Source organism: Sporosarcina saromensis (assembly GCF_054901285.1).
Window position 1 is genome coordinate 1,085,469 of sequence record NZ_CM142738.1, and the last position, 23,392, is coordinate 1,108,860.

27 protein-coding genes are annotated in these 23,392 nt (G+C 42.9%); 15 read left to right on the forward strand and 12 right to left on the reverse strand.

The features are described from left to right. The first annotated feature begins 75 nt into the window (after nt 1-75). The 5 genes from ACVHUV_RS05370 to ACVHUV_RS05390 all read left to right on the forward strand — a co-directional run bounded on the left by ACVHUV_RS05370 (nt 76) and on the right by ACVHUV_RS05390 (nt 2,590). Nucleotides 76-783 carry a nucleotidyltransferase domain-containing protein gene (locus ACVHUV_RS05370; RefSeq protein WP_371390468.1) on the forward strand — a complete coding sequence of 236 codons (708 nt, stop codon included), beginning with the start codon at nt 76-78 and terminating at the stop codon, nt 781-783. Nucleotides 784-791: 8 nt separating this feature from the next. Beyond that, nucleotides 792-1,292, forward strand: coding sequence for an NUDIX domain-containing protein (locus tag ACVHUV_RS05375; RefSeq protein WP_462086346.1), 501 nt, complete (start codon nt 792-794; stop codon nt 1,290-1,292). A gap of 85 nt (nt 1,293-1,377) precedes the next feature. Next, entirely contained in the window at nt 1,378-1,542 is a 165-nt protein-coding gene (locus ACVHUV_RS05380; protein WP_462086347.1) for a hypothetical protein, read from the forward strand. Nucleotides 1,543-1,622: 80 nt separating this feature from the next. Then, nucleotides 1,623-2,075 carry a GNAT family N-acetyltransferase gene (locus ACVHUV_RS05385; protein WP_462086348.1) on the forward strand — a complete coding sequence of 151 codons (453 nt, stop codon included), beginning with the start codon at nt 1,623-1,625 and terminating at the stop codon, nt 2,073-2,075. 128 nt (nt 2,076-2,203) lie between these two features. Next, nucleotides 2,204-2,590, forward strand: a complete 387-nt coding sequence (locus ACVHUV_RS05390; protein ID WP_317946858.1) for a hypothetical protein — start codon at nt 2,204-2,206, stop codon at nt 2,588-2,590. A 194-nt stretch (nt 2,591-2,784) separates the two neighbouring features. Here the strand turns inward: ACVHUV_RS05390 and ACVHUV_RS05395 are convergent, their stop codons facing one another. From ACVHUV_RS05395 to dacB, 5 genes are all read right to left on the reverse strand, one after another. Beyond that, entirely contained in the window at nt 2,785-3,402 is a 618-nt protein-coding gene (locus ACVHUV_RS05395; RefSeq protein WP_462086349.1) for a hypothetical protein, read from the reverse strand. Next, a complete protein-coding gene (locus tag ACVHUV_RS05400) occupies nt 3,380-3,898 on the reverse strand; it encodes an RNA polymerase sigma factor (protein WP_462086350.1) in 519 nt (172 codons plus the stop codon). The genes ACVHUV_RS05395 and ACVHUV_RS05400 overlap by 23 nt, the downstream gene beginning before the upstream one ends. 120 nt (nt 3,899-4,018) lie before the next feature. After that, a complete protein-coding gene (locus ACVHUV_RS05405; RefSeq protein WP_462086351.1) occupies nt 4,019-4,489 on the reverse strand; it encodes a DinB family protein in 471 nt (156 codons plus the stop codon). An 8-nt stretch (nt 4,490-4,497) separates the two neighbouring features. After that, on the reverse strand, nt 4,498-5,382 hold the full coding sequence (locus tag ACVHUV_RS05410; protein WP_462086352.1) for a hypothetical protein: 885 nt from the start codon (nt 5,380-5,382) through the stop codon (nt 4,498-4,500). Between the two features lie 175 nt (nt 5,383-5,557). Further along, complete coding sequence (gene dacB / locus ACVHUV_RS05415) at nt 5,558-7,081, reverse strand: D-alanyl-D-alanine carboxypeptidase/D-alanyl-D-alanine endopeptidase (protein ID WP_462086353.1); 1,524 nt, start codon at nt 7,079-7,081, stop codon at nt 5,558-5,560. Between the two features lie 582 nt (nt 7,082-7,663). On the opposite strand from dacB, the gene pxpB reads away from it, so the two are divergent. The 4 genes from pxpB (at nt 7,664) to ACVHUV_RS05435 (ending at nt 11,418) form a co-directional block, all read left to right on the forward strand. After that, a complete protein-coding gene (gene pxpB, locus ACVHUV_RS05420; RefSeq protein WP_462086866.1) occupies nt 7,664-8,362 on the forward strand; it encodes a 5-oxoprolinase subunit PxpB in 699 nt (232 codons plus the stop codon). Then, nucleotides 8,359-9,360 carry a 5-oxoprolinase subunit C family protein gene (locus ACVHUV_RS05425; protein WP_317946852.1) on the forward strand — a complete coding sequence of 334 codons (1,002 nt, stop codon included), beginning with the start codon at nt 8,359-8,361 and terminating at the stop codon, nt 9,358-9,360. Before pxpB ends, ACVHUV_RS05425 begins: the two co-directional genes overlap by 4 nt. A 61-nt stretch (nt 9,361-9,421) precedes the next feature. Next, nucleotides 9,422-10,192 carry a LamB/YcsF family protein gene (locus ACVHUV_RS05430; protein WP_462086354.1) on the forward strand — a complete coding sequence of 257 codons (771 nt, stop codon included), beginning with the start codon at nt 9,422-9,424 and terminating at the stop codon, nt 10,190-10,192. A 20-nt stretch (nt 10,193-10,212) separates the two neighbouring features. Next, a complete protein-coding gene (locus ACVHUV_RS05435; protein ID WP_462086355.1) occupies nt 10,213-11,418 on the forward strand; it encodes an NRAMP family divalent metal transporter in 1,206 nt (401 codons plus the stop codon). A 600-nt stretch (nt 11,419-12,018) separates the two neighbouring features. On the opposite strand, the gene ACVHUV_RS05440 is transcribed toward ACVHUV_RS05435, so the two are convergent. Beyond that, complete coding sequence (locus ACVHUV_RS05440) at nt 12,019-12,738, reverse strand: YebC/PmpR family DNA-binding transcriptional regulator (protein ID WP_317945197.1); 720 nt, start codon at nt 12,736-12,738, stop codon at nt 12,019-12,021. A 426-nt stretch (nt 12,739-13,164) separates the two neighbouring features. Here ACVHUV_RS05440 and ACVHUV_RS05445 point away from each other — a divergent pair, with 426 nt between their 5' ends. After that, nucleotides 13,165-13,845, forward strand: coding sequence for a phosphoribosylaminoimidazolesuccinocarboxamide synthase (locus tag ACVHUV_RS05445; protein ID WP_462086356.1), 681 nt, complete (start codon nt 13,165-13,167; stop codon nt 13,843-13,845). A 19-nt stretch (nt 13,846-13,864) separates the two neighbouring features. Here the strand turns inward: ACVHUV_RS05445 and ACVHUV_RS05450 are convergent, their stop codons facing one another. Beyond that, nucleotides 13,865-14,194 carry a hypothetical protein gene (locus tag ACVHUV_RS05450; protein WP_462086357.1) on the reverse strand — a complete coding sequence of 110 codons (330 nt, stop codon included), beginning with the start codon at nt 14,192-14,194 and terminating at the stop codon, nt 13,865-13,867. A 110-nt stretch (nt 14,195-14,304) separates the two neighbouring features. Here ACVHUV_RS05450 and ACVHUV_RS05455 point away from each other — a divergent pair, with 110 nt between their 5' ends. Beyond that, a complete protein-coding gene (locus ACVHUV_RS05455) occupies nt 14,305-14,856 on the forward strand; it encodes a superoxide dismutase family protein (RefSeq protein ID WP_371391656.1) in 552 nt (183 codons plus the stop codon). A 33-nt stretch (nt 14,857-14,889) separates the two neighbouring features. Here the strand turns inward: ACVHUV_RS05455 and ACVHUV_RS05460 are convergent, their stop codons facing one another. Next, the gene (locus ACVHUV_RS05460; RefSeq protein ID WP_371391655.1) at nt 14,890-16,020 is read right to left on the reverse strand and encodes a CAP domain-containing protein; all 1,131 of its coding nucleotides are present in this window, start codon (nt 16,018-16,020) and stop codon (nt 14,890-14,892) included. Nucleotides 16,021-16,512: 492 nt separating this feature from the next. Between ACVHUV_RS05460 and ACVHUV_RS05465 the strand changes: the two genes are divergently transcribed. The 3 genes from ACVHUV_RS05465 to ACVHUV_RS05475 are packed head-to-tail and all read left to right on the forward strand — an operon-like array spanning nt 16,513 to nt 17,819. Beyond that, the gene (locus ACVHUV_RS05465; RefSeq protein WP_462086358.1) at nt 16,513-17,163 is read left to right on the forward strand and encodes a pentapeptide repeat-containing protein; all 651 of its coding nucleotides are present in this window, start codon (nt 16,513-16,515) and stop codon (nt 17,161-17,163) included. A 45-nt stretch (nt 17,164-17,208) separates the two neighbouring features. Beyond that, nucleotides 17,209-17,691: a hypothetical protein gene (locus ACVHUV_RS05470; RefSeq protein ID WP_371391654.1), complete on the forward strand. Its 483-nt coding sequence runs from the start codon at nt 17,209-17,211 to the stop codon at nt 17,689-17,691. Continuing rightward, on the forward strand, nt 17,688-17,819 hold the full coding sequence (locus tag ACVHUV_RS05475; protein WP_371391653.1) for a hypothetical protein: 132 nt from the start codon (nt 17,688-17,690) through the stop codon (nt 17,817-17,819). Before ACVHUV_RS05470 ends, ACVHUV_RS05475 begins: the two co-directional genes overlap by 4 nt. Nucleotides 17,820-18,302: 483 nt before the next feature. Here ACVHUV_RS05475 and ACVHUV_RS05480 read toward each other — a convergent pair whose 3' ends face one another. The 4 genes from ACVHUV_RS05480 to ACVHUV_RS05495 all read right to left on the reverse strand — a co-directional run bounded on the left by ACVHUV_RS05480 (nt 18,303) and on the right by ACVHUV_RS05495 (nt 22,632). After that, on the reverse strand, nt 18,303-20,432 hold the full coding sequence (locus tag ACVHUV_RS05480; protein WP_462086359.1) for an MMPL family transporter: 2,130 nt from the start codon (nt 20,430-20,432) through the stop codon (nt 18,303-18,305). 208 nt (nt 20,433-20,640) lie between these two features. After that, complete coding sequence (locus ACVHUV_RS05485) at nt 20,641-20,841, reverse strand: cold-shock protein (RefSeq protein WP_060205704.1); 201 nt, start codon at nt 20,839-20,841, stop codon at nt 20,641-20,643. Between the two features lie 159 nt (nt 20,842-21,000). Next, a complete protein-coding gene (locus ACVHUV_RS05490; protein ID WP_371391650.1) occupies nt 21,001-21,999 on the reverse strand; it encodes an inorganic phosphate transporter in 999 nt (332 codons plus the stop codon). Between the two features lie 12 nt (nt 22,000-22,011). Further along, complete coding sequence (locus tag ACVHUV_RS05495) at nt 22,012-22,632, reverse strand: DUF47 domain-containing protein (RefSeq protein WP_371391649.1); 621 nt, start codon at nt 22,630-22,632, stop codon at nt 22,012-22,014. Between the two features lie 220 nt (nt 22,633-22,852). Between ACVHUV_RS05495 and ACVHUV_RS05500 the strand changes: the two genes are divergently transcribed. Then, nucleotides 22,853-23,386, forward strand: a complete 534-nt coding sequence (locus ACVHUV_RS05500) for an NfeD family membrane protein (protein WP_371391648.1) — start codon at nt 22,853-22,855, stop codon at nt 23,384-23,386. Nucleotides 23,387-23,392: the final 6 nt, after the last annotated feature.

Consider the following 23,392-nt stretch of genomic DNA (forward strand, 5'->3'; position numbering starts at 1 on the left):
GAAAAGAGCTTGCAAATGGTAATAAGGGGCATTAGCGAACACGGCAATTAGAAAAAGTATCGGAGGAACAATGAAATGAAAAGGATGAAACCGCCATTCGCTGCTAAACGTTTTGTTGATGAGTATTTTCCACATTGCCAAGCTGCTATTCTTGCAGGCAGCGTCGTCAGAGGAGAGGCAACGACGACATCCGATTTGGACATTGTCATATTTGATAAGCACGTACAGTCCCCTTACCGTGAATCCCATATTGACTACGGATGGCCAATTGAAGTGTTTGTACATACACTCACTTCCTATAAAACCTTTTTTCTTGCGGACGCTGAAAGGGCTCGCCCTTCATTACCAAAAATGGTTGCAGAAGGAATTGTTCTTGTCGATGCCGGCATACTTTCTAGCATTAAAAATGAAGCGTGTGAACTTTTAAATAATGGACCTGTACCTTGGTCTGCGGAAACGATTTTAACAAAGAGATACATGTTGACGGATATGCTCGCCGATCTAATCGGCTCCAAGAATGGTGCAGAGGCACTTTTTATCGCCAATACGTTAGCGGAAGCAATCCACGAATTTGTATTACGAACAAATTGCCAATGGATTGGCTCGTCTAAGTGGATTGTAAAAGCCTTGAAACAGTACGATGAAGTATTTGCAAAAAGATTTACGGACGCGTTCGATCTTTTTTATAAAACCGGTGACAAACACGGCATCATCTTGTTAGTGGATGAAGTATTAAAACCGCATGGCGGAAGGTTATTTGAAGGCTACTCAATAGGGAAATGAGGATGATGATGTCGATTACGTATGTGGATTGGGGCGGTCATCAAGTAAAGTTGACATGGATTGAGCAACTTTTGCCTGAACGGGACCTCATCACAAGTGTCCACGCATTTTGTTTTCACGAAGGAAAATTGCTCATGGTGAACTTGAATGATCGAGGATGGGATTTTCCTGGTGGACATATTGAAGTCGATGAGGCAGTAGAAGCTTGTCTACATCGTGAAGTGTTCGAAGAAGCTTATGTACAAGGTACTTCCCATCTCCTTGGGGCGATTGAAGTGAATCATGAAGAAAACCCTTTGTGGACCGAAGCCAGTCCCTATCCGAAAGTGGGCTATCAAGTATTTTATCGGATGGATGTTACGGATTTCATGTCATTTGATGCGGCGTATGAGTCAACGGAGCGTACGCTTATTCATCCGGCAGAGGTAAGTGCCTACTACAAGGGATGGCACACTACATATGAAGTGATCATAGAGGCGGCACTACGTCTTGAAAATCTGTCTATTTAATGCTTAATACGCTAGGAATGAAGAAATAGATGCTTTTACGAAAGATGATGAAAGTACTTGGTCATGCAAGAAAGGGAGAGGATAAATGAACAATTTTATGTATTCGTTGTATGCATTACTTTTGGGCATTATCGCTTTTTTTACCGGTGAGATTGTCACTTTTGTTATGCTAGGTTTTATACTTATTGCACTCATCAATATCAACACGACGCTTAAGAGAATTGCTAACAAAGATGACGATAATAAATGAATGTGAACTTCTCCTCGCAAGTTGGAGTAAATGGAAGTTAGGATAAAAAACTGTATGGAAGGAGTTGTTGAAAAGACCTCATGAAGATCAGGAAACTACAACTTCAAGAAACACCTCCCTATACGCTTCTACTATTAGCCGATCCTTCTCGGGTTTTAATAGAAGCGTATCTGCAGCAAGGTGACTGTTATGTATGTGAGGAAAAAGACGAGATTATCGGCACCTACGTAATCGTGAAATTAAATGATGAAACGACAGAGATTAAGAATGTTGCTGTACGTGAGGACATGCAAGGACGAGGAATCGGTAAAAAGCTTCTACTTGACGCACTACGTACAGCGAAAGCGAGTGGTTCTACAACCGTTGAAATTGGGACAGGGAATTCCAGTATTGGTCAACTTTCACTCTATCAAAAATGCGGTTTTCGCATTTCGGGTGTTGTAAAAGATTTCTTTGTCAATCAATACGAAGAACGCATTTTCGAAAATGACATTCAGTGCAGGGATATGATTCGCTTAGAGATAAGCGTTTAGATTATTCACCTAATCCCATTATGAGTCCAACCGTCGGAAAGTTCACAAAAAAGTTGGATGACAAAAGACCATACTCCTACTAAGCTGAAAGTAACAGTTGTTGAACTTTCCGAGAGGGAGATGTCTAAATGCGAAACGTATTGCTGCTAATCCTTATTGTTGGAACAATTATAATGACGGGTTGTTCGTATGAATATGCTAAGGAAGACGGTTATCGAATGGCGGTCATCAATGAAGGGTTTCCAATTCCAAAAAATGCGTATGAATTAAAGCCGGAAGATTGTACAAATGTGATTGCCAAGTCTGCGAAATACAAGCTAAAGGATATTGGTGATGAGGAAGGAACGCCACCGCAAGACTACTTGGATGAAATTGAACGGTGGGGTTGGACAGAGCTTGAAGACAAGCGAGTTGGTCACGTTCATTACTTTGAAAAAGAGGGGAAAGTCATGTCGCTTATTATTCAGCAAAATGTATTTGATGTGTTTGAAATGAGTGATGAGTTGGAACTGTAACGAATTCCTTGTACTAGATGGGATCGTAATAGTCGCTTGCTAAGCGGTACCGTTTATTGGAAAGAAGTGGTCTTTATCCAAATGTAGCGAACGATAGCGGTTGGAAATGAATGTGGGATAAACAATGAAACTCTGTTATTTTAATAAGCGTGCTGCTTTATCGTAGCGCTGGCATAGCGGCACGCTTGAATTATTTATTCGATATAATTTCTTGACGAATATTCAACTCCATCTGAGCCGACGAATTTTCGTGGAGCAGTTTTCGTTAATGTATACGTAAATGTTTCCTTTCCAGTGACGGTAATCGTATACTGATCGTCTTCTTGTAAAACTGTGTAGTTTGCGTATTTGCCTGCGTCTAAAGCGGTATCTTTTATTGCGAAACCTTTGTAAGGATCCTTAATTTGGCCATCGGGGTTAAATCCGATGAAACTACCATAGTCATCTTGAATTATAATTTGTTCGTCATAGAAAGTAATGATGTAGTTTGTAGGACTCGTTTGACTGGACTGGGTTAAAATGACACCATTCCAAGCAGAAGTGACATCAATGCGATTTTTTTCGGACAACGTACGTGTAGGATTATTCCCATATTCGCTTGTTATCAAGGTAACCATTCCTGTGCCGACCGTGAAGAATAGGATGAGAGTTAAAATAACTGGCAGCAATCGTTGTCTCCGAAAAGCTCTTTTTTTGACGGTCTGTTTGAAGATTGCTCGATAAGCACTTTCTTTTTGGCTTGTTGAAGGTTGAAATGCTTCGTTTAGTGACTTTAATTCCCTCGTTACCTCATCTTCTGAATAGAGTTTCATTCGTAAAACCTCCTTTTTCCAATTCTTTCTTAAAAGCGACTAGTGCACGTGATAGACTCATTTTCACTTTGCCTTCCGTCCACGCTAAGATAGTTGCTGTTTCTAAGGTCGAAAACTCCTGGATTTTGCGCAACACAATTACTTGTTGGTAACTCGGTTTTAACCGCTGGAGCGCTGCATAAAATTCTTTTTGCTGAGCATTCAACAGTGTCGTTTCTTCTGGCGATAAATCATGCTTCGACCGTAAAAGTGCAGTATCTAGGAAGTGCGTGAGGGGTTGTTTCTTTCGGAAATAGCTAATTGTCGTCGTATAGGCAATTCCAAAAAGCCATGTTTTTACGGAAGATTGCCCTTTGAACGTTTGCTCAAGTTTCATCGCCTTCAAAAACGTTTCTTGTGTTAAGTCTTCGGCAGTGTGAGCGTCATTGACGAGTAGTAAAATATAGCTGTAAATTTGATTGAAATGATTATGAAACCATTGCTCACGATTCGTCACGCTTTCATCCCCCTTTCTCAACCATTTAGACGCAAACGAAATAAATCGGTAACGGTTTCCCATAAAAAAACTTGCCACGGAATCGACCGATGACAAGTTACCTTATGCAAAACGCTACGTTCATTCAAATAATCGTATTTGCGGATTTTTTCCTAAACAATGCACAAGCAAAGCATGTAACTGCCCGCGATGATGGTAGAGGTGAGAAGAAATCTCTAGCAACCATTCATACCTTGTATAGGACACTCCCCAGTAGGAAGTTGTTTTTTGCATTAATTCATCTTCCGTATAATTCATGTAGCGAGTTTTTAATAACGAGAAATTCGATAACAATGCTTCTTTTATGTCATCAATAGCTGTAAAATGGTTGGATGCATAAAAGTTACTCATTTCTTCTTCGGACGCTTCGTTCGCAATTAGTAGGTCCGCCTTGCAGATCAACGCCATATGAGTGAATAACTGCCCAATGGAAAGTTTATCCGCTGTTGGTTGGGCATTTAAATCCCCTGGCTCCAGTTCGTCCAATAGGTCGGCAATTGATTGAATTGAAATGGAGATTTGATTAAATGTTGCCTGTACGTATGGATTCATCTCTTCACCTATATTGCTCCTTTTTCGTAGGCCTGAAGAATTCTCAAATTTTCTAGCGTCAATACGCCGCTCCATTCTTGCTTCGCTTTTTCCCATTCCTCTTCAAATTGTCCCCACGCCCACGTCGGTTTCCAACTCCAATCTTCCGTTTGCGTATCTAGCAGATGCTGAATATTGGATGGTATGACGTCTTTAAATTCTTCATACAAAAACGATTCTTTGATCGATACGATTTGGAGAGGAAGTAAGCAATAGCCATGCCATTTTTCGGGATCAGTCGTCACGCTGTTTCGGGCAATATGACGCACATTATCGGAAATCTTCCCAGCTTCATCAGCAGGTAATTCTTTTAGTAATTTGACCAGGCATTGTAATTCATGATGGTCGTTCGTGTTCAATTGCTGCACGTAGGTAATTGTATGAGCTGTCAATGTTTCTAAGAAATCGGCAGGCACAAGCCCTTTGTAATGATGGAGTAAGCCAGTTATCTCGGCACTAGGATTTCCCCATGGCCAATCTCCACCGTAATTCCACCAAATCGCCCGTGGCGCAGATTCCACTTCCTCTGGGATGATCTCCCATCCCATCTTTTCTTCATCGAAAGTATGCAACAGATAGTGGATTGCACTTTGCACCATTGGTTCCGAATCATCTGCTCCAATGCGAATCAAATGTTGTAACCCGATTGTTGTTGCTAGCGCAGAAGAAGCCTTGCATCTGAAGTCAGGCTCCAATCCGTTTCCAAAACCACCGTCTTCATTTTGATAAGTCATTAATGCATCTAATACCTGCTTTGTGTCACCATTCTCAAATTCATATGCATAAAGAGCCTTTTCTAAAGGTCTAGCCTTTGTTTGGAGAAATGTTTCTGCTTTCTGACGTTGTTCGATCATTAATAGTATCCCTACTTTCTAAAGATATTCGTTCTCTCTTCTTTCGCTAGTGTAATGCGTAAATCCTTTATTTTGATGAGAGACTCGTCCAATTAAAAAAGCGTGAAATTCAAGGATCGTTCTCCTCGAATTTCACGCGATTAGGAATGAATCAACTAATTATCTAAAAAATTCATTAAAATTCATGCTCTGCAAGTACTGTTGCAATGGCATCTTCAATCGGTGTTACGGGACCCGTCACGTAATTATTTATCATAATAGAGAAAATTAATTCCGTTCCGTCTTTCGAAGTGACATAACCGGAAAGTGTGGAGACACCTGTTATTGAACCGGTTTTCGCTTTGACGTTACCAGCCGTTAATCCTTTGCCCATTCGGTTACGAAGGGTTCCACCTACCATTCGATCAGGCGCACCAGCAATCGGTAAAGATGCCTCGAATGCAGGGAACCAGCTTTTGTCTTGTATAGTATAAAGTAGCGTAGTCAGTTCATCCGCCGAAACAAGATTTTTATGGGACATGCCCGAGCCGTCGCGCAGTACAATTGTATTCGTATTCACACCGAATTCCTGTAGCTTCGCTTTCATCACTGCAAGTCCTGCATCCCATGTACCTTTTCCTTGCTGCACTTTCCCCATTTCCTTTACCAATGTTTCCGCGTGTCCGTTATTGCTGAGCTTCATAAATGGAATGAAGAGCTCTTCAAGTGGCATGGATTGTTTTTCTGCGAGCACAGTGGCGTTAGAAGGGGTCAATCCGGTTTCCATCCGGTGCTTACCGACAAATAGGATGCCATGTGCTTCCAACGATTTTTTGAATACATCGAGAACAAGTCCAGTCGGCTCCCACACAGCTGTCCAAGAACGCGATCTCGTTCCTTCAAGTGGCATGTTTCCATCGATGAAAATTCGATTTGTCCCATGTTCACGTTCAATGGAAATGTTTTTTGTTGTACCTTTTGCCGTTGTCGAAGCGCGATTGACAATTTCAACGTATCTAGTTTCTGGCGTAACGGTTACCTTTGGAAGGTCTCCCGCTTTATTGCCAGCATTCACTTCCACAATAACTGTACCAGCGTCATAGTCCGCATTTGGAGAAATTGTCAAAGCGGACACTTGCGCACCGACATAATTGTGTTCATCAGACCAGTTTAGGTCTTGTGAATAACGAACATCATCATACCAACTATCATCTGCTAGTAAATCTCCATTAATTCTCGTAATACCTTTTGCCTTCAAGTCTTTTGCAAATTGATCCAAGTCTTCTTTTAAGAGAGTGGGATCGCCTTTCCCTCTAATGAATAAATTGCCGTGAAGCATTTTGCCTTTCACTTGCCCGTCCGTCAACAGTTCAGTCGTAAAACGATAATCAGGGCCTAAAATGTCCATTGCCGTCGTACCCGTTAGCAACTTCATATTGGAAGCGGGACGGAGGCGGATATCACTGAAATGAGAAAAAATGGTCTCATTCGTATCCGCTTTTCGTACACTCACTCCTGTGATGCCTCCTTGAAGCTTAGGGTTCGACAAAATGGCTTGTAACTTGCTTTCTAGTGATGTCGATTCAATGGATGTAACGGGAGTTGTTTCCCCGGATGCGGCGACAGAGGAAAAAGTTCCTTCATGTGCGACCGGAAATAAAGCAATCAAAGCAATGGAAACTGCTAAGAAAGCTCGCTTGATTAGATTTTGCTGCTTCATTACTAGCTCACATCCTTTCATCCTTTAGCTTGATTGTACTGCAACTTAGTAAGTATATATAGATGTAATTACAGAAAGTTTTAAATTGAAGCATTTTTACTAATGGAACACATAGTCATTCCTTAGTAGTTTATGCAACAGTAGGTCATTCATTCGAAGGGAACATAGAGAATTCGCGTTTTCGGAAAGCTTTTTTATAACTGGATAGGCTGCACATAGCGAAATTCTTGCGTTGCAAAGCTCGGTTCGCATCACATCGTAACCGCGTCGCATCACAACGCAACCGTTTCGCAACACAATACAAAGGCTTCGCATCGCAAAGCTCGTGCCGTAACACAACGCAACCGCATCGCATCACAATACAAAGGGCTCGCATCGCAACACAATACAAAGGCTTCGCATCGCAAAGCTCGCGTCATTCAGACGTGCTATAATCGTAGAAATTCTAGTCACCTATCAAATCACCAGATAATAACCTAATTTTTATACTATTTGTAAATACTAGTTTGCGAAATATGTAGAATAATGTAGAATAATCAGTACGTGTAAAAAGATCTTCTGTGGTGGGAGCGTGTGAGCAGCATGAAGTACAACTTGAGCCCGTTAGGTGACGAAGCAGTCGTCATTGAAGTAGGGACGGAAATCAGTCCAGCAACCGAGAAAAAAGTGAATGCGATTGTCGTGACTTTGGAGGAATTGAAGCCGTCTTGGATGGTCGAGTACATTCCTGCTTATACGACCGTTACTGTAATTTATAAGGTTGATAGGTTGAAAGAGAACCGTCCGTATGATTTCATTTGTAAGCGTATACAGGGATTGATGAATGAAGTGAAAGAAGTGTCGATGTGCGAGCAGAAAGTTGTTCGGATTCCTGTCGTATACGGTGGAGTGCATGGACCGGACCTTGCTTTCGTTGCGGAACATAATGGATTGACGCCCGAGGAAGTTATTCGCATTCATACATCGGGGACGTATACCGTTCATATGATTGGTTTTGCGCCAGGTTTTCCTTTCATTGGCGGCATGTCTGAAAAGATTGCGGCACCAAGGCGGCAGTCCCCGCGTTTACATATTCCTGCTCGTACGGTCGGAATTGCTGGTATGCAGACGGGTGTCTATCCTATCGACTCGCCAGGTGGATGGCAACTTATTGGTAGGACACCAATCGAGTTATTTTTGCCAACTGAAGATCCGCCGAGTTTATTGTCGGCAGGAGATACAATTCAGTTTTATGAGATTACACAGGAGGAATACGAAGCGTTGAGAGGTGACTTTGAATGATTACCGTCATGAAAGCAGGTCTTCAAGATACGATTCAAGATTTAGGAAGGTATGGTTATCAGAAATTTGGCGTCATCGTAGGAGGTGTCATGGATCCTTACTCTCATCGAATAGCAAACCTTCTCGTTGGAAATGAAGAGCACATGGCTACTTTGGAAATGACGCTAGTCGGTCCACATTTGTTAATGGAACAAGACCTCGTCATTGCAATTTGTGGAGGGGATTTACAACCATCGATCGATGGCGAGCGTGTGCCGATGTGGAAACCGGTCTTTGTCCAAAAAGGAAGCGTTGTAAAGTTTGGTGCTGCGCTTGCTGGTAGTCGTGCGTATTTGGCGGTAGCAGGTGGATTCGATGTGCCGGACGTGCTAAATAGTCGCACGACATATTTGAAAGCACGAATTGGTGGATATGAGGGAAGAGCTTTGAAAAAGGCTGATAAGCTTGCGACGGGAAAACCGCTTGGTATTGGAGCTTTCGTCTATAAACGCCTTCAAACTTCAGAAGTATCGCTACCTTTTCGTTCAACGGACTGGAAAATCGCCTCAAAGCTCTTACCAAATCTCTCAAAACACTATGAGATTCGAGTCATGCGGGGGCGGCAATACGACTTGTTTACGGAAGAGAGCCAGCAACGATTTTGGCAGGAACCTTTCACAGTGAGCTCGCAGTCTGACAGGATGGGCTACCGAATGAGTGGTCCGACATTGACGTTGAAAGTTTCTGCAGAATTAGTTTCCGAAGCGGTGACATATGGATCTATTCAAGTGCCGTCGGATGGCAATCCAATTATTTTAGCTGCAGACAAGCAAACGACAGGTGGCTACCCGAAAATTGGGCAGATTGCTTCGGTCAATTTTACGAAATTGGCGCAGGCGAAAGCTGGCGATCAGCTAACCTTTACGGAAGTGACAATTGAACAATCACAACTGCTTGTCGCGATGCAAGAAATGAGCTTGAAAGCGCTTCGTGCTGCGATTGAAAATAAATTCCGCTAAGCGTGTAAGGTGTTCAAGGTTGAGAGGTTATTTTACATGTATGGAGATAGGAGTGGAAAATATGGCTTTAACAGTTGATTTGAATTGTGATATGGGCGAAAGTTTTGGTGCCTATACGATGGGCAACGATGAAGCGATTTTACAGACGATTTCTTCTGCCAATATTGCATGTGGGTTTCATGCTGGTGACCCAACGACGATGCGGAAAACGGTTCGAATGGCGCTGGAGAAGAATGTCGGCATTGGTGTCCATCCGGGGTTGCAGGATTTAAGTGGATTCGGTCGCAGAGAAATGGCTATTAGTGCAATGGAGGCGTTTGACCTCGTTGTCTATCAAATTGGTGCATTATCTGCTTTTGTTCAGGCGGAAGGGGGGCGTTTGCAACACGTGAAGCCACACGGTGCGCTTTACAATATGGCAGCGAAAGATGCGCGTTTGTCTGAAGCGATTGCAGAAGCTGTGTACAAAGTGAATCCGGAGCTAATCCTTTTTGGTTTGGCGGGCAGTGAGCTAGTGAAAGCGGGTGAGCGGATTGGCTTGAAGACTGCGAGTGAAGTGTTTTCAGACAGGACGTACCAACCGGACGGCATGTTGACGTCCAGGAGGGAGCCGAATGCATTAATTACTGATCATGAAGTGGCCATTCGTCAAATTGTGAAGATGGTGAAAGAGGGGAAAGTGACGGCAACAGACGGAACGGATGTCAGTATTAAAGCTGATACAATTTGTATTCATGGAGATGGAAAAACAGCCCTTGAATTTGCGAGAAAAATTCCGGGCGCGTTGCAACAGGAAGGAATTGAGATTAAGAAAATCGCTAGTTTTCTATAAATGGAATGGGGTGTGTTCACATGGGGAAAGGGAATACGATTCAGAAATCAAATAGAGGGGTACTGTTAGGCGCGGCGTTTCTAATGGCAACTTCTGCGATTGGGCCGGGCTTTTTGACACAAACGACGTTTTTTACGGAGACATTACTTGCGAGCTTTGGATTTGTTATTCTAGTATCCATCATTATTGATATTGGAGCACAAATGAACGTGTGGCGGATTATCGCCGTTTCCGAGAAGCGGGCACAAGATATTGCAAACGATGTGTTTCCGGGTTTAGGGTTCTTGCTTGCGGCACTCGTCGTAGCAGGCGGACTTGCGTTTAATATAGGGAACATCGGTGGGGCAGGTTTAGGAACGAATGTCCTTTTCGGCATGTCGCCGGAAGTCGGTGGTCTATTAAGTGGTTTGCTGGCCATCGGGATTTTTATCGTCCGTGAGGCGGGTAAGATTATGGACCGATTCGTACAAATTTTAGGATTTGTCATGATCGGCTTAACGCTGTTCGTCATGTTCACGGCTGTTCCGCCAATCGGGGAAGCGGTGACACGGACTTTCGTTCCGACGGAAATTAGTTTGATAGCGATCGTAACGTTAGTCGGTGGAACTGTTGGTGGATACATAACGTTTGCTGGCGGGCATCGATTGATTGACGCAGGGGTGAAAGGGAAAGAAGCACTTGGCGACGTGACACGCAGTTCAGTTTTTGCCATACTTGTCGCATCTCTCATGCGCGTGCTACTATTTTTAGCGACGCTCGGTGTTGTAAGTCAAGGATTGGCGCTTGATCCAGCCAATCCACCAGCATCCGTCTTTCAGTTAGCTGCGGGTAATGTCGGCTATAAGATCTTTGGTGTCGTTATGTGGTCCGCTGCAATTACTTCAGTTGTTGGATGCGCTTATACGTCCGTTTCGTTCATTCGCACGTTCCATCCAAAGTTGGAAAAGTATTATAAGTGGATTATAATGGCGTTCATCGCGATCTCCACTGCTGTGTTTATCATCGTGGGCAGACCGGTTAAAATCTTGATTTTGGTCGGATCGTTGAATGGTCTTATTTTACCGTTGGCTCTTGGCATCATATTAATTGCTGCGTATCGCGTCAAGATTGTCGGCGATTACAAGCATCCGCTTTGGATGACGATTTTTGGGTTAATTGTCGTTGTGGCGATGGGGTATATGAGTATTTATACGTTAATTAATGATATACCGAAGTTATTTCAATAATTTTTAGTGAGGGGGCTTCTATACGGGGAGCTCCTTTTCTTATGTGGAGTTTTCGTATGGCGATGGGATGCAATGTAGTATGGGAATAAACTCTGCACATTGTATCGTAATATAAAGCTGTCGCAATGCTCGCGTTGTAACACAACATAAAGCAGTCGTATCGCAACGTAATCGCTTCGTATCACAACATAAAGCTCTCGCATCGCAATGCTCGCGTCGTAACACAACATAAAGTCGTCGTATCACAACGTAATCGCTCCGTATCACAACATAAAGCCCTCGCATCACAACGCTCGCGTCGTATCACAACATAAAGCCCTCGCATCGCAACGCTCGCGTCGTAACACAACATAAAGCTGTCGTATCACAACGTAATCGCTTCGTATCACAACATAAAGCCCTCGCATCGCAATGCTCGCGTCTTAACACAACATAAAGTCGTCGAATCGCAACGTAATCGCTTCGTATCACAACATAAAGCCCTCGCATCGCAACGCTCACATCGTAACACAAAATAAAGCCCTCGCAACGTAACCGTTTCACATCACAACATAAAAATCCACATAAAAAAACCGCCAACTCAATGGCGGTTTCAGCAATTTATTCCCCTAAATCAACGTTATGATACACTTGTTGAACGTCTTCCAAGTCTTCCAGCGCATCGATCATCTTTTCGAATTGTGCTTGTGCGTCTGCATCTAGTGCGATATCGTTTTGCGCAAGCATCGTCAGTTCGGCAACAGAGAATTCAGTGATGCCGGCGTTCTTCAGTGCTTCTTGGACCGCGTGGAATTGGTCTGGTTCTGCATAGATGATGACTGTTTCCTCTTCTTCTAGAATATCACGGACTTCAATGTCTTCTTCCATAAGCAATTCCAATAATTCGTCAGCGGACTTGCCTTCTAATCCGAATACAGCTGTCGCGTCAAACATGTAAGCGACCGATCCACTCACACCCATGTTTCCGCCGTTCTTACCGAATGCTGCACGTACCTCGGATGCTGTTCGGTTCACGTTATTTGTTAGCGCATCCACGATTACCATTGACCCGTTCGGACCGAAGCCTTCGTAACGTAGTTCGTCGTAGTTTTCTTCTGCGCCGCCTTTTGCTTTCTCAATCGCACGGTCAATAATTGTTCTTGGTACGTTATAGGTTTTCGCACGTTCCACGACCATTTTCAACGTTTGGTTCAACTCGGGATCCGGCTCACCTTGCTTAGCAGCTACATATAGTTCACGTCCGAACTTTGCATATATACGACTCGTATTTGCATCCTTCGAAGCTTTTTTGTCTTTAATGTTGTTCCATTTACGACCCATTTCATTCACTCGCTTTCGCTCTGTGCATAGATTCTATCGAGCTATTATACACCCGTTCTCACAATCCTGACAAGTTGAAACCCTAAAAATGGAATACTATCGACAAGCATAAACACCGAGTACGCAAACAATTCATTTTAAATAATTTACACGTATTCAATTAAAAACATGTATGATAAGATCGTTTTTCACTGCTAATGTTCGGTTGCTAATGTAAGTTAATTTTGTATGGTGTTTGATTAAAAGCCTTTTCTACTAGTCTGTTCTTGTCTATATCGTCTCATGCAGAACACGTACACGATTCACCTTTTAATCCGCAACGTTCGTATTTTGTTGCTTAAAAACAGAGTTTTCCCTTTTTCTACGTCTGAAACTACTATATACTAAGTGTAGCACTACATTTTCGAATAGAAAGGAAACGTGGGCATGGAACTTGTTTATAAAGGAAAGACGAAAGACGTTTATAAATTGGAAGATGGCAATGTTTTATTGACATTCAAAGATGATGTAACAGGGGAAGATGGCGTATTTGATCCGGGGGCGAATACTGTCGGATTGACGATCGAAGGGGCGGGACGATCGGGTTTACGCATGACGAAGTTCTTTTTTGAAAAGTTGGCGGAACAACAAATCCCGACACACTACATAGCTGCCGATATCGAACGAGCGACGATGTCGGTGAAGCCTGCAACTGTATTCGGGAAAGGGCTAGAAGTCATTTGCCGTTTCCGGGCGGTTGGGAGTTTCTTGCGACGCTATGGTGCTTATTGTAAAGAGGGACAGCCTTTGGATGCGTTTGTTGAAGTGACTATTAAAGACGATGACCGTAATGACCCACCGATTACAAAAGAAGCATTGGCACAACTGAACATCTTAACGGAAGAAGAATACGCCATTCTTGAACCGATGACAAAGCGGATTTCAACCGTTGTAAAAGACGAGCTTGCTGCGAAAGGTCTTGAGTTATACGATATTAAACTGGAGTTTGGTCGTGACGCAGAAGGCAATGTTATGCTGATTGATGAAATTTCCGGTGGGAATATGCGTGTATATAAAGATGGCACTTACATCAGCCCACTTGATCTGGAAAAGCTCGTACTCTCTTAATTTAAATGAAAAACGCTGTTCATTGCATCGATGAATAGCGTTTTTCTTCGTCATTGGCCTTTATTCTAGCGGCAATTGAAAAACTACTCCACAGTGTGGCTAGACCTAGCGCAAGCATTAACAGGTCAAGATAAAACAGACGTGAATCACCATTGAGATTAAGTTCGTCAATGACTGTTCCATTCAGCAATCCCAGTAAAAAAGCGAGCAGAACGGGTAGGATACCTAATGGGTAAACAATGAATCGATTTGCGTATCGAAAACGATTTTTCCATATGAAGATTAGTGTTAGTATTTGACCGCCAACAATACAACTTGCAATTAATAAGAACAAAGTGTGTATGCCCAATCAAACCCCTCCTCTTCATTGAGACGTCATGCTTTAGAAAAAGTTTCCACTCATAAAAGCGCTCGCAAAGGGCAGACTTGGCAAGAGTGAAAATTGAGGAGGTATGCAGTATGAATAAGAAGGTCATTACACTTCTAGCGATTAGCACCTTACTTGTGAGTGCAGGGTGTGTAAAGTCAGACAAAAAAGTGCCAGTCAGTGGTGAGCAAATGAAAGCCATCGTATCACCGCTTATAAATACGGAAGGTGTGACAATTGGCGAAGTGTCGTTAGTGCAAGAGGCTGATGGCGTCGCAATTCATGTGGAAGCAGAAGATTTGTCACCGGGCGTTCACGGCATCCATATTCATGAAACAGGCATCTGTACAGCTCCGGATTTTAAATCTGCCGGTGGGCATTTTAATCCAACGGGAAAAGAACATGGCTTTGATAATCCGAAAGGCTTTCATCTAGGGGATTTGCCAAATATTGAAGTCAACGAACAAGGTAAAGTATCTCGCCAACTGATATCGCCGAAAGTGACGTTAAAACCGGGGATGGAAAACTCCCTTCTGAAGGAAGGCGGAACAGCAATCGTCATCCATGAGAAAGAGGACGATTATAAAACCGATCCGGCAGGGGATTCAGGTGATCGTGTAGCCTGTGCAACCATTACACAATGAATAAAAACGGCACGCATACAGTTGCGGGCCGTTTTATTTTGAAAAGAAATTCTCCGTATAATAAGGTTGCGATTTCTCATTAAACGCAACGCCAATCCCGAGATGGCTATATTCCTCAATGAGAATATTATCCCGATGGCCTTTTGAATTCATTAACCCCTCATGCGCAAATATGCTACTCGACTGCCCATACGCCAAATTCTCCCCAGCCCGTTTAAATGCAATATCATCTGCTTTCATACGGTCAAAAGGCGACTGCCCCTCCAAGTTATCATGACTAAAGTAATCATTGTCCGCCATGTCCAAGCTGTGCTTGCGGGCGGTTTCAGAAATCGCATCATCCCATCGCAAAATGGAACGACCGTGGCGAACGCGGGCTGCGTTTGTTAAATCGAAAAGTTGCTGCTCGAAACCATTGCGCAAAGAAACATCGCCGTCTGCGTACATCTCTTTCTTACGCTGCTCGAGTGAGGTTGTAATCATTTGGACTGCCGTCACCGTATAATTCTGATGGACATCGTAAAAGACATACGTATAATGATCACCTGTTTTAAAGAGGTCCATCCCTTCATTTTCCTGAAGCACATATACATTCAAGCCTTTGCGCATCTCTGTCAGTGGCGTACCGTAAGCTTTTCGGACATCCTCTTTCGAAGAACCGTACTGAATACCTGCTGATGATGCGATGAGGTCATCGTTCGTATAAATAGCATTTACGTTCCATGCGTCATCAAATGAAACCATGACATAATTCTGGTAATCTTTATGATACGTAAACCATTCCGTTCCGTATTCGTTCAAGGAATGATTTTTCGGCTCTCCCAGCTCAGCCTCGACGGTTGTTTTTGGTGTGCCGAGTTCAATGTTGTGGATTGACAAAGCGGATTGTTGGGGCTTATCCAATTCGGGTTTATCCACTTTCTCAGGGATGAGTTGCTCCACTTCAGACGATTTTGATGTGATGTAAAGTGCTACTTGGTTTACAGTGTTGCGGATTGAACTCATCGTTGTTGTAACGGATTCTTTCCCCATTACGGATTCTATTTTTTCATCTACCGAATCCAAGAAGGACAGGTCAATATAATTGGATACAGGTTCTTCCCATAGAGGTTTTGCAAGATAGACGCCGATCACAAGCACGAGTAATAGATAAAAACGTCTCAACGAATCGCCTCCTTTCTAGTATTGTACCCGCTTAAGGACCGATAGATACAGCTAGAACCATCGTTTGTTTGTGTACAAGTAAAAAGACGGTATACTAATAGAACGACAGTGGATCGGATTGACTACTGGATTAGTCGAGAGATCGTTTATAATTACCCAGTTAATCGATTTTATAAAAGTGTGGTTGAAGACTACTTGGTTAAAGAGTTTAGAGATCTTATTTTTCTAGCAACGTGCGCTTAAGTGTTTGAGGTAGTGTGGTGTTGATGAAGTTGAAATGAGGAATAAACGAACCATACTTATGATAATGACGGCTAGCATCGCAGATTTACTTGCATAAGGTCGCGTTGTCAATACATCCATAGAATAAGGGGGTTGGGAAATGTTCAGTGGTATTAGTGCAGTTCCGAATGAATTTTATGTGGTGGCGTTCATTGTGGTCATCGTGCTCGTTATTGTAATTGAATGGAAAACACGTTAGGGGGACTTGCTTTGACTAAAGCGAAAGACAAGCGGCAGAAACCAAAATTGTCGGCGGAGCATGAACAGATTCGGTGTAATGATGTTTGGAGTAGGGATGGCTTCATTGAAAAAGCTCGTATTGAAGGTGGTGCGATGTTAGATGCAGAAGGGGAGCGTCTTGTGTTTGATGATTGTGTTTTGAAAGACGTTTCTTTTGCGTCAAGTACTTGGAGAGGGACGGAATTTGTAGATGTTCGATTTGAAACGTGTGATTTCTCGAATGCACAAATGGAAAACGTAATGTTCCACCGCTGTGAAATCATTGATTCAAAAATGACGGGTGTTGATATGGCGAATTCCAATCTAGGTCATGTGCTAATTGAACGTTGCGATGTCCGCTATGCGAATTTCAATTTCTCCAGAATGAAAGAAGTTGAATTTAAGGAATCGGGTTTAGAAGATAGTGATTTCTATGAATGTGATTTTAAGGTAGTTCGTTTCAAGGAATGCAAGTTGAACAATGCGAATTTCTCGGAGACCGACTTGTCTGGTGTTGATTTATCCGCTAATACATACGACCACATTGAAGTGACGCTACCTAAAATAGCAGGGTGTATCGTTTCGAAGGAACAAGCCGTCGGGTTTGCACGTGTACTTGGGTTAACAGTGAAGGAAGAATAATGGTATACTGAAAAGACATATGACATAGAAAAGAGTGGCAAAATTATGCTGACATTCGAACAAAAACAACAGATTATTGAAACGTTCCCTGAACTGACACGCAAAGAAGTTTCAATGAAGCGCTTGAATTATCATTACGAAGATAGCTTGTATGAAAAGACGGTCGTCGTGCAACATCTTCACCCAAATGGCAATGGCTTTGTGTACGTGGAAGGGATTGAAGGGTATGAGCCGGATAACCGTGGTCTCGTCAATATCCGGGAAGCGTCAGAAGAGGAATTGAAAAAGATTATACAAGATGCAATCCATGGCCTTTCCACTGATGAAGAGGATGTGGAAGAAGAGCTTCGTGAAGAAGTTTGGATGAATGGGGAAGGTCAAAAACTGACGTTGTTGGAGGAAGACGATTTCTTCAATATTTACCACGGGTATAACTTGGAAGAAAGTTTTGGTGATTACAGAGATGCAACAGCGTACTTGAAAGAAGAAGGTTTCAAGTTTGCGAAAAGTGGAGGTGAAGCCGAGTGAATGGTAAGACGCTCGTCATCGGCGTTGTTTTATTTGTGCTCGCGATATCGGCAGTCATCTATTTCACGATGATGGCTGAGTTTAACAAGGATAAGCCTGAAGAAACAATTACAACCATTGTAGATTGAAATCAAAAAAACGCCTGGAAAGCGAAGTGATTTGCTTTTCCAGGCGTTTTTTATAAGTTTATTATGATGAGTGGGTGTTAGGGTATTTCTGAGGCCGGCACGAAGCCGGTCATGCAGTCGTTGCCACAGGATGTGGCGCCCTTAGACTGCGAACCTTTGTCTGAGCAAGCGCCCTCCGCTTTAGTTATCATCTAGCTTCGGCAGCCAGCCCCTCGGGTCGCTTCGCCCTTGAATTAAAAGGCAAAGAGCGCCTTTTTTCAATTCCTCCGACGTACAGGATGTACTAGTGCCGACGTTGTCACAGGACGTGACGACCTTAGTCGGCCATCGCCTGTCGGGTCTACACGGCTGCTTCCGCTTTAGTTAGCATCCAGCTGCGGGTGGCAGGCTCTCGGGTCGCTTCGGAATTGAAAGAAAGGCAAAGAGCGCCTTTTTTCAATTCCTCCAGCACCTGTCGAGCCTAACCGCCATCCTCCGCTTTTGTTAGTGCCAGTTACCGGCTTTATATGGTCCTTTCCTGAATGGCATCCACCAGTTCCATTTTCCGAACAGTTTCATTAAGCTTGGTACTAGTAGCAAGCGGATGATGGTTGCGTCGATGGCGACTGCAATGGCGATGCCGACGCCGATTTGTTTGACGGGCATGACGTCTGTGAAGGCGAAGGCGCCTGTTAAGACGATCATGATCAATGCTGCGGATGTGATGATTTTGCTTGTCGTTGCGAGCCCTTCGACGGTTGCTCGGTCATTGTCAAACGACGTTGCGTATTCTTCCTGCATCCGTGAAATGAGGAAAACTTCATAGTCCATGCTCAAGCCGAACACGAGGCTGAAGACGATGACAGGGATGATTAACGCAATGGTGCCGGGATGCAATCCGAAATGGCCGTATTGGAAAATATACACGAGAATCCCAAAAGTCGCAGATAGTCCGACGATATTCATCAAAATTGCTTTCAGTGGAATTAAAATCGAACGGAATGCAATCATGAGAATGATGAACGTTGAAATAAGGATGATCAGCAATACATAAACAATGTTATCGAAAATCTCATCAAATATTTCTTGGTTAAATTTCGGAGCGCCCCCGACTAACAAATTCCAATCAGTATTAGCCGACCAGTCGCGTGTCCATTGTTGGGCTTCATCTGATGAACCTTCTGCTTGAAGTGTCACAGGAATTAATAATTGGTCGTCTTTCACAAAGGACTCTAACAATGGTTCAAGTTGTGTTTTCATTTCCGGTACTTGCATCGCTTGCTCCCATTCTTGTGGGGAAGCGATACCGCTTGCTGTGAAAATGGTAGTCAAGTCATCGACGAGCGGATCATTTTTTAAGTCGTCTTGCAACGCCAATAAATCGTTTAATCCATTCGTATCCGTCCAACCATTTTTGCGCTCTGCAATGACATATACACTGGACTGATCGCCTAATCCGAATGTATCGTCCATTAATTCATAAGATGCTCTCGAATCATACGTCGTTGGCAACGAATCGATTTGTGGAATGGCTAAATCCATGTTCTTCACTGGAATCAATGCAATGCCTAATAAAATGAATGCGCCGATTGTAATAAGGATTGGCCGTTTAATAACTTTATTCGCAAACTGTCTCCACCGATCTGAACCGTTTTCCTTCACTTTCAACACCTGACCCTTATTAATGCGGTCACCGAGTGCGATGAGGATAGCGGGGAGCAGCGTAATGGAGCTCAACACAGCCATTCCGACAACGAGCATGCCGCCGAGTGCAATGTTTTGGAAAATCTCGACTCGGATGACGAACATGGCTCCGAGTCCGATAAATACACAAAAAGCAGAGAAAATGACAGATCGACCGGCAGTACGAATCGTTGTTGTAACTGCTTCAACAATATCGCTCTTCAACCGTTCTTCACGGTATCGACTAATGAATAACAAAGAAAAATCGATGCTTAACGCTAAACCTAACATTGGTACAATGTTTAAGACAAATATGGCTAAATCCAGTTGACCACCGATAAGCGATAAAATCCCGAATGTCGTGACAATCGTTGTAATACCAACGATTAAAGGGACAACCGAGGCCATAATCGTGCCAAATGCAAATAGTAAAATGATAATCGCAATCGGTAAGCCAATTGCTTCCGCTTTCATCAAGTCCCGCTGGCTTGCTTCGTTTATGTCTTTTGTAAATGCAGACTGACCGGTCAATACAACACCCTTCTGCTCACCGATTACGTCGCGCATTTCTGTTACGACTTTTGCCATATCCCGATCTGTATTATCAAAATGCAACATTGCATAAGAAACAGTATCTGTATATTGCTCTTCCTGTTCTAAAGGAGAGACGATTTCCGATGTTAAACCGAGCTTTTCAATGTCCTCCAAAGTAGTTGCTACTTTTTCGTCTGTCACATCTTCGAATACGACAAACATCGTCTCGGCTGGTAAATCAAATGTTTCAGAAGCGATTTTCATGACTCGTTCGTGCTCAGCATCCATTCTGAAACCATCACCTTCAAGTAGTCCGGGCAATCGGATTGCAAAAATTGCCATGACAACAAAAAGTGCAGCCCAGGCAATAATGATGGATTTGTATCCTTTTGTCACTAGACGCGCTAGTGTGCGCATATCCTCGTCCTCCCCTAAATACTTCAACTATTCTATTATCATATATTCTATTATCATAGCTGAATTTAGATAGGATGTCTTTTACTAATATGTGAATTTCTTTTTGTTTACGCGGGTTAGGTCTATTAGTGACCAAACAAATGTCGCGATTCAGTGAAACGAAAAAAACCACTCCTCGAAAGAAGTGGTTTTGAATGGTTAATTCAAATTAGTTTTTTTCAACGTTAGTTGCTTGAAGTCCGCGTTGACCTTGTTCGATTTCGAAAGTCACGTCTTGGCCTTCTTCAAGAGTCTTGAAGCCGTCGCCTTGGATAGCGGAGAAGTGTACGAATACATCGTCGCCATCTTCACGTTCGATGAAGCCATAACCTTTTTCTGCGTTAAACCATTTTACTTTACCTTGTTCCATGTTTGTTTCCTCCTCGTGTACAAAAGTACACATTGTGTTACTATCCTTGCTCAAGTCTTGAAGCGGTCAAACGTTAAATCGTGACCATCACGCCGAACAAAAATAATTCTCCTTTATCATAACAGACCTATTTTGGCAATGCAAGTAAAAAGATTTAATTTACAAAAATAAGTCTAAGATTTGAAAAACAATTGCCGCGATTGTTGCACAGATCGGCATCGTAATAATCCATGTTAAAACGATCTTCTTAGCGACGCCCCATTTGACGCCTTTTACGCGCTGTGCTGAGCCAACGCCCATGATAGCAGATGATATGACATGCGTTGTACTAACTGGTAAATGAACGAGTGTCGCCCCGAAAATAATCATGGCCGAACTTAAATCGGCTGCCGCGCCATTGACAGGACGAATTTTCATTATTTTACCGCCGACTGTTTTAATAATCTTATAGCCACCAATCGATGTACCAAGCCCCATTGCTGTAGCGGCTGCGATTCGTACCCATAATTGGATGTCGTCACCGGTTTGTAGCTGAGCAGCGATGAGTGCCATTGTGATGATTCCCATTGCTTTTTGCGCATCATTTGTTCCGTGCGTGAAAGATTGCAAGGCTGCAGTTCCGATTTGCAAGTAACGGATTCTTTTATTCGCCTTGAACAAGTTCCGATTTTTCAACAGAACCTTAAAAAGCGACATGACGATGAATCCGCCGGCAATAGCGATAAATGGTGAAATTAACAACGCCTGCAAAATTTTCAAAAATCCACCGTAATTTAAGATGCCAAATCCTGCCGCAGAAATGGCTGCGCCTGCAATGGATCCAATCAAAGCATGCGAGGAACTGGAAGGAATTCCGAAATACCAAGTGATTAAATTCCATGCGATGGCCGAAATGAGAGCTGCCAAAATAACAATCGATCCACTTTCCAACATGAATGGATCGACGATATCTTTTGAAATCGTTTTTGCAACGCCTGTAAAAGTGAGCGCACCGATAAAATTCATGATGGCTGCCATGTAAATGGCTGTTCTTGGCTTTAGTGCCCTTGTTGAAACGGAAGTTGCAATCGCATTGGCTGTGTCGTGAAAACCATTAATGAAATCAAATGCGAGTGCAAAAACGACAATTGCGATGGTGAGAAACAAAATCATGTCCATAAAGTATACCCCTTACGCGTTTCGCATGATGATTGTTTCAATTGTGTTTGCAACATCTTGGCAGTGGTCGGCTGTGTCCTCCAAAAGCTGGTAGATGTCTTTAAATTGAATGATGCGAATTGGATCTTTCTCGCGGATGAAAAGTTGTTTAATCGATGTACGGAGTACTTCGTCGCAAATCCGTTCGTATTCCTTAATCAGCACAGCGTGGTCGCGCATTTGCACCAGTTTCTTTTTCGCTAACAGCTCCATTGCTTTCACAATTTCATCGGAACTTTTCACGATGTTCTCCATGAATTTCTGCACGTACTCGTCGATTTCCGTCAATGAGAACATTTCTAAGTTTGCTGCAAAGTGCTCAATGCCATCAAGGATGTCATCCATTTTAATCGCAAGTTGTAAAATATCTTCACGCTCGATCGGCGTCATGAAAGAAGTGTTCAGTTTGGAAATGAGGTCATGAATCATATCATCGCCTTCAGTTTCATACTTCTTCAGAGTGATGCTAACTTCTTTCAAGTCTGCTACAGACTGTACTTTATAATCATCTGCATAATGCATCGCTTTTTGAACGTGCTCTGCTATCGCTAAAAGTGCTGCGAAAAATGGATCGGTTTTACGTGAACTAAACATCTTTAAGCCTCCATCCGTCTCCGGAAATTTTCAATAGACCTATCATAGCAAATTCTCTTTAAAATACATATATTTTTTATGGATTGTTATCGAAGAAAAACAATTAGTTTTTCTGATGAAGACCTATGCTTTTCCTTGAATTTATTTCTGAGAATTTGAAACTTTACTCGGGATGCTCCGTATATATAGGTGAATTCAAATTGGAGGGAGAGGTGAGAGGATGGAATTGTTCGGAATGCCGGTGCAGAATGTCTATTTGACAGTGCTCATCATCGCAGGTTTGGCAACCTTGCTCTATGTGTTTTTTAGTGACATTGCTGAAGGGGTTGGAGATGTCAGTCCTGTTTTGGATCCAGCTGTTATTTTAGCGTTCATTACTTTCACGTCTGCAGTTGGTTATAGCTTAGAGTTGATGACGGGATTAAGTCATGTGCTGATCATTGTCATTGCTGTAGCTGTTGCAATCGGATTGGACTTTCTTCTATATTTCTTCGTGCTCCTTCCATTGAAATCTGCCGAAGTGTCGCTCGCATACACGGACGAATCCCTAACAGGGCAAGTCGGAAAGGTAATTGTTCCAATACCGGTTGACGGCTATGGAGAAATCGTCATTGAAACGGTGAATGGCATCATTCCAAAGAGAGCTGCAGGGTATGAAAACAGCGCGATCGACTACGGAAAAGAAGTGTTGATCATCGAAGTGAAAGAAGGGACCTTTATTGTAAAGGAATATGAGCCTTTTCGCTTCAAGTAAGAATTC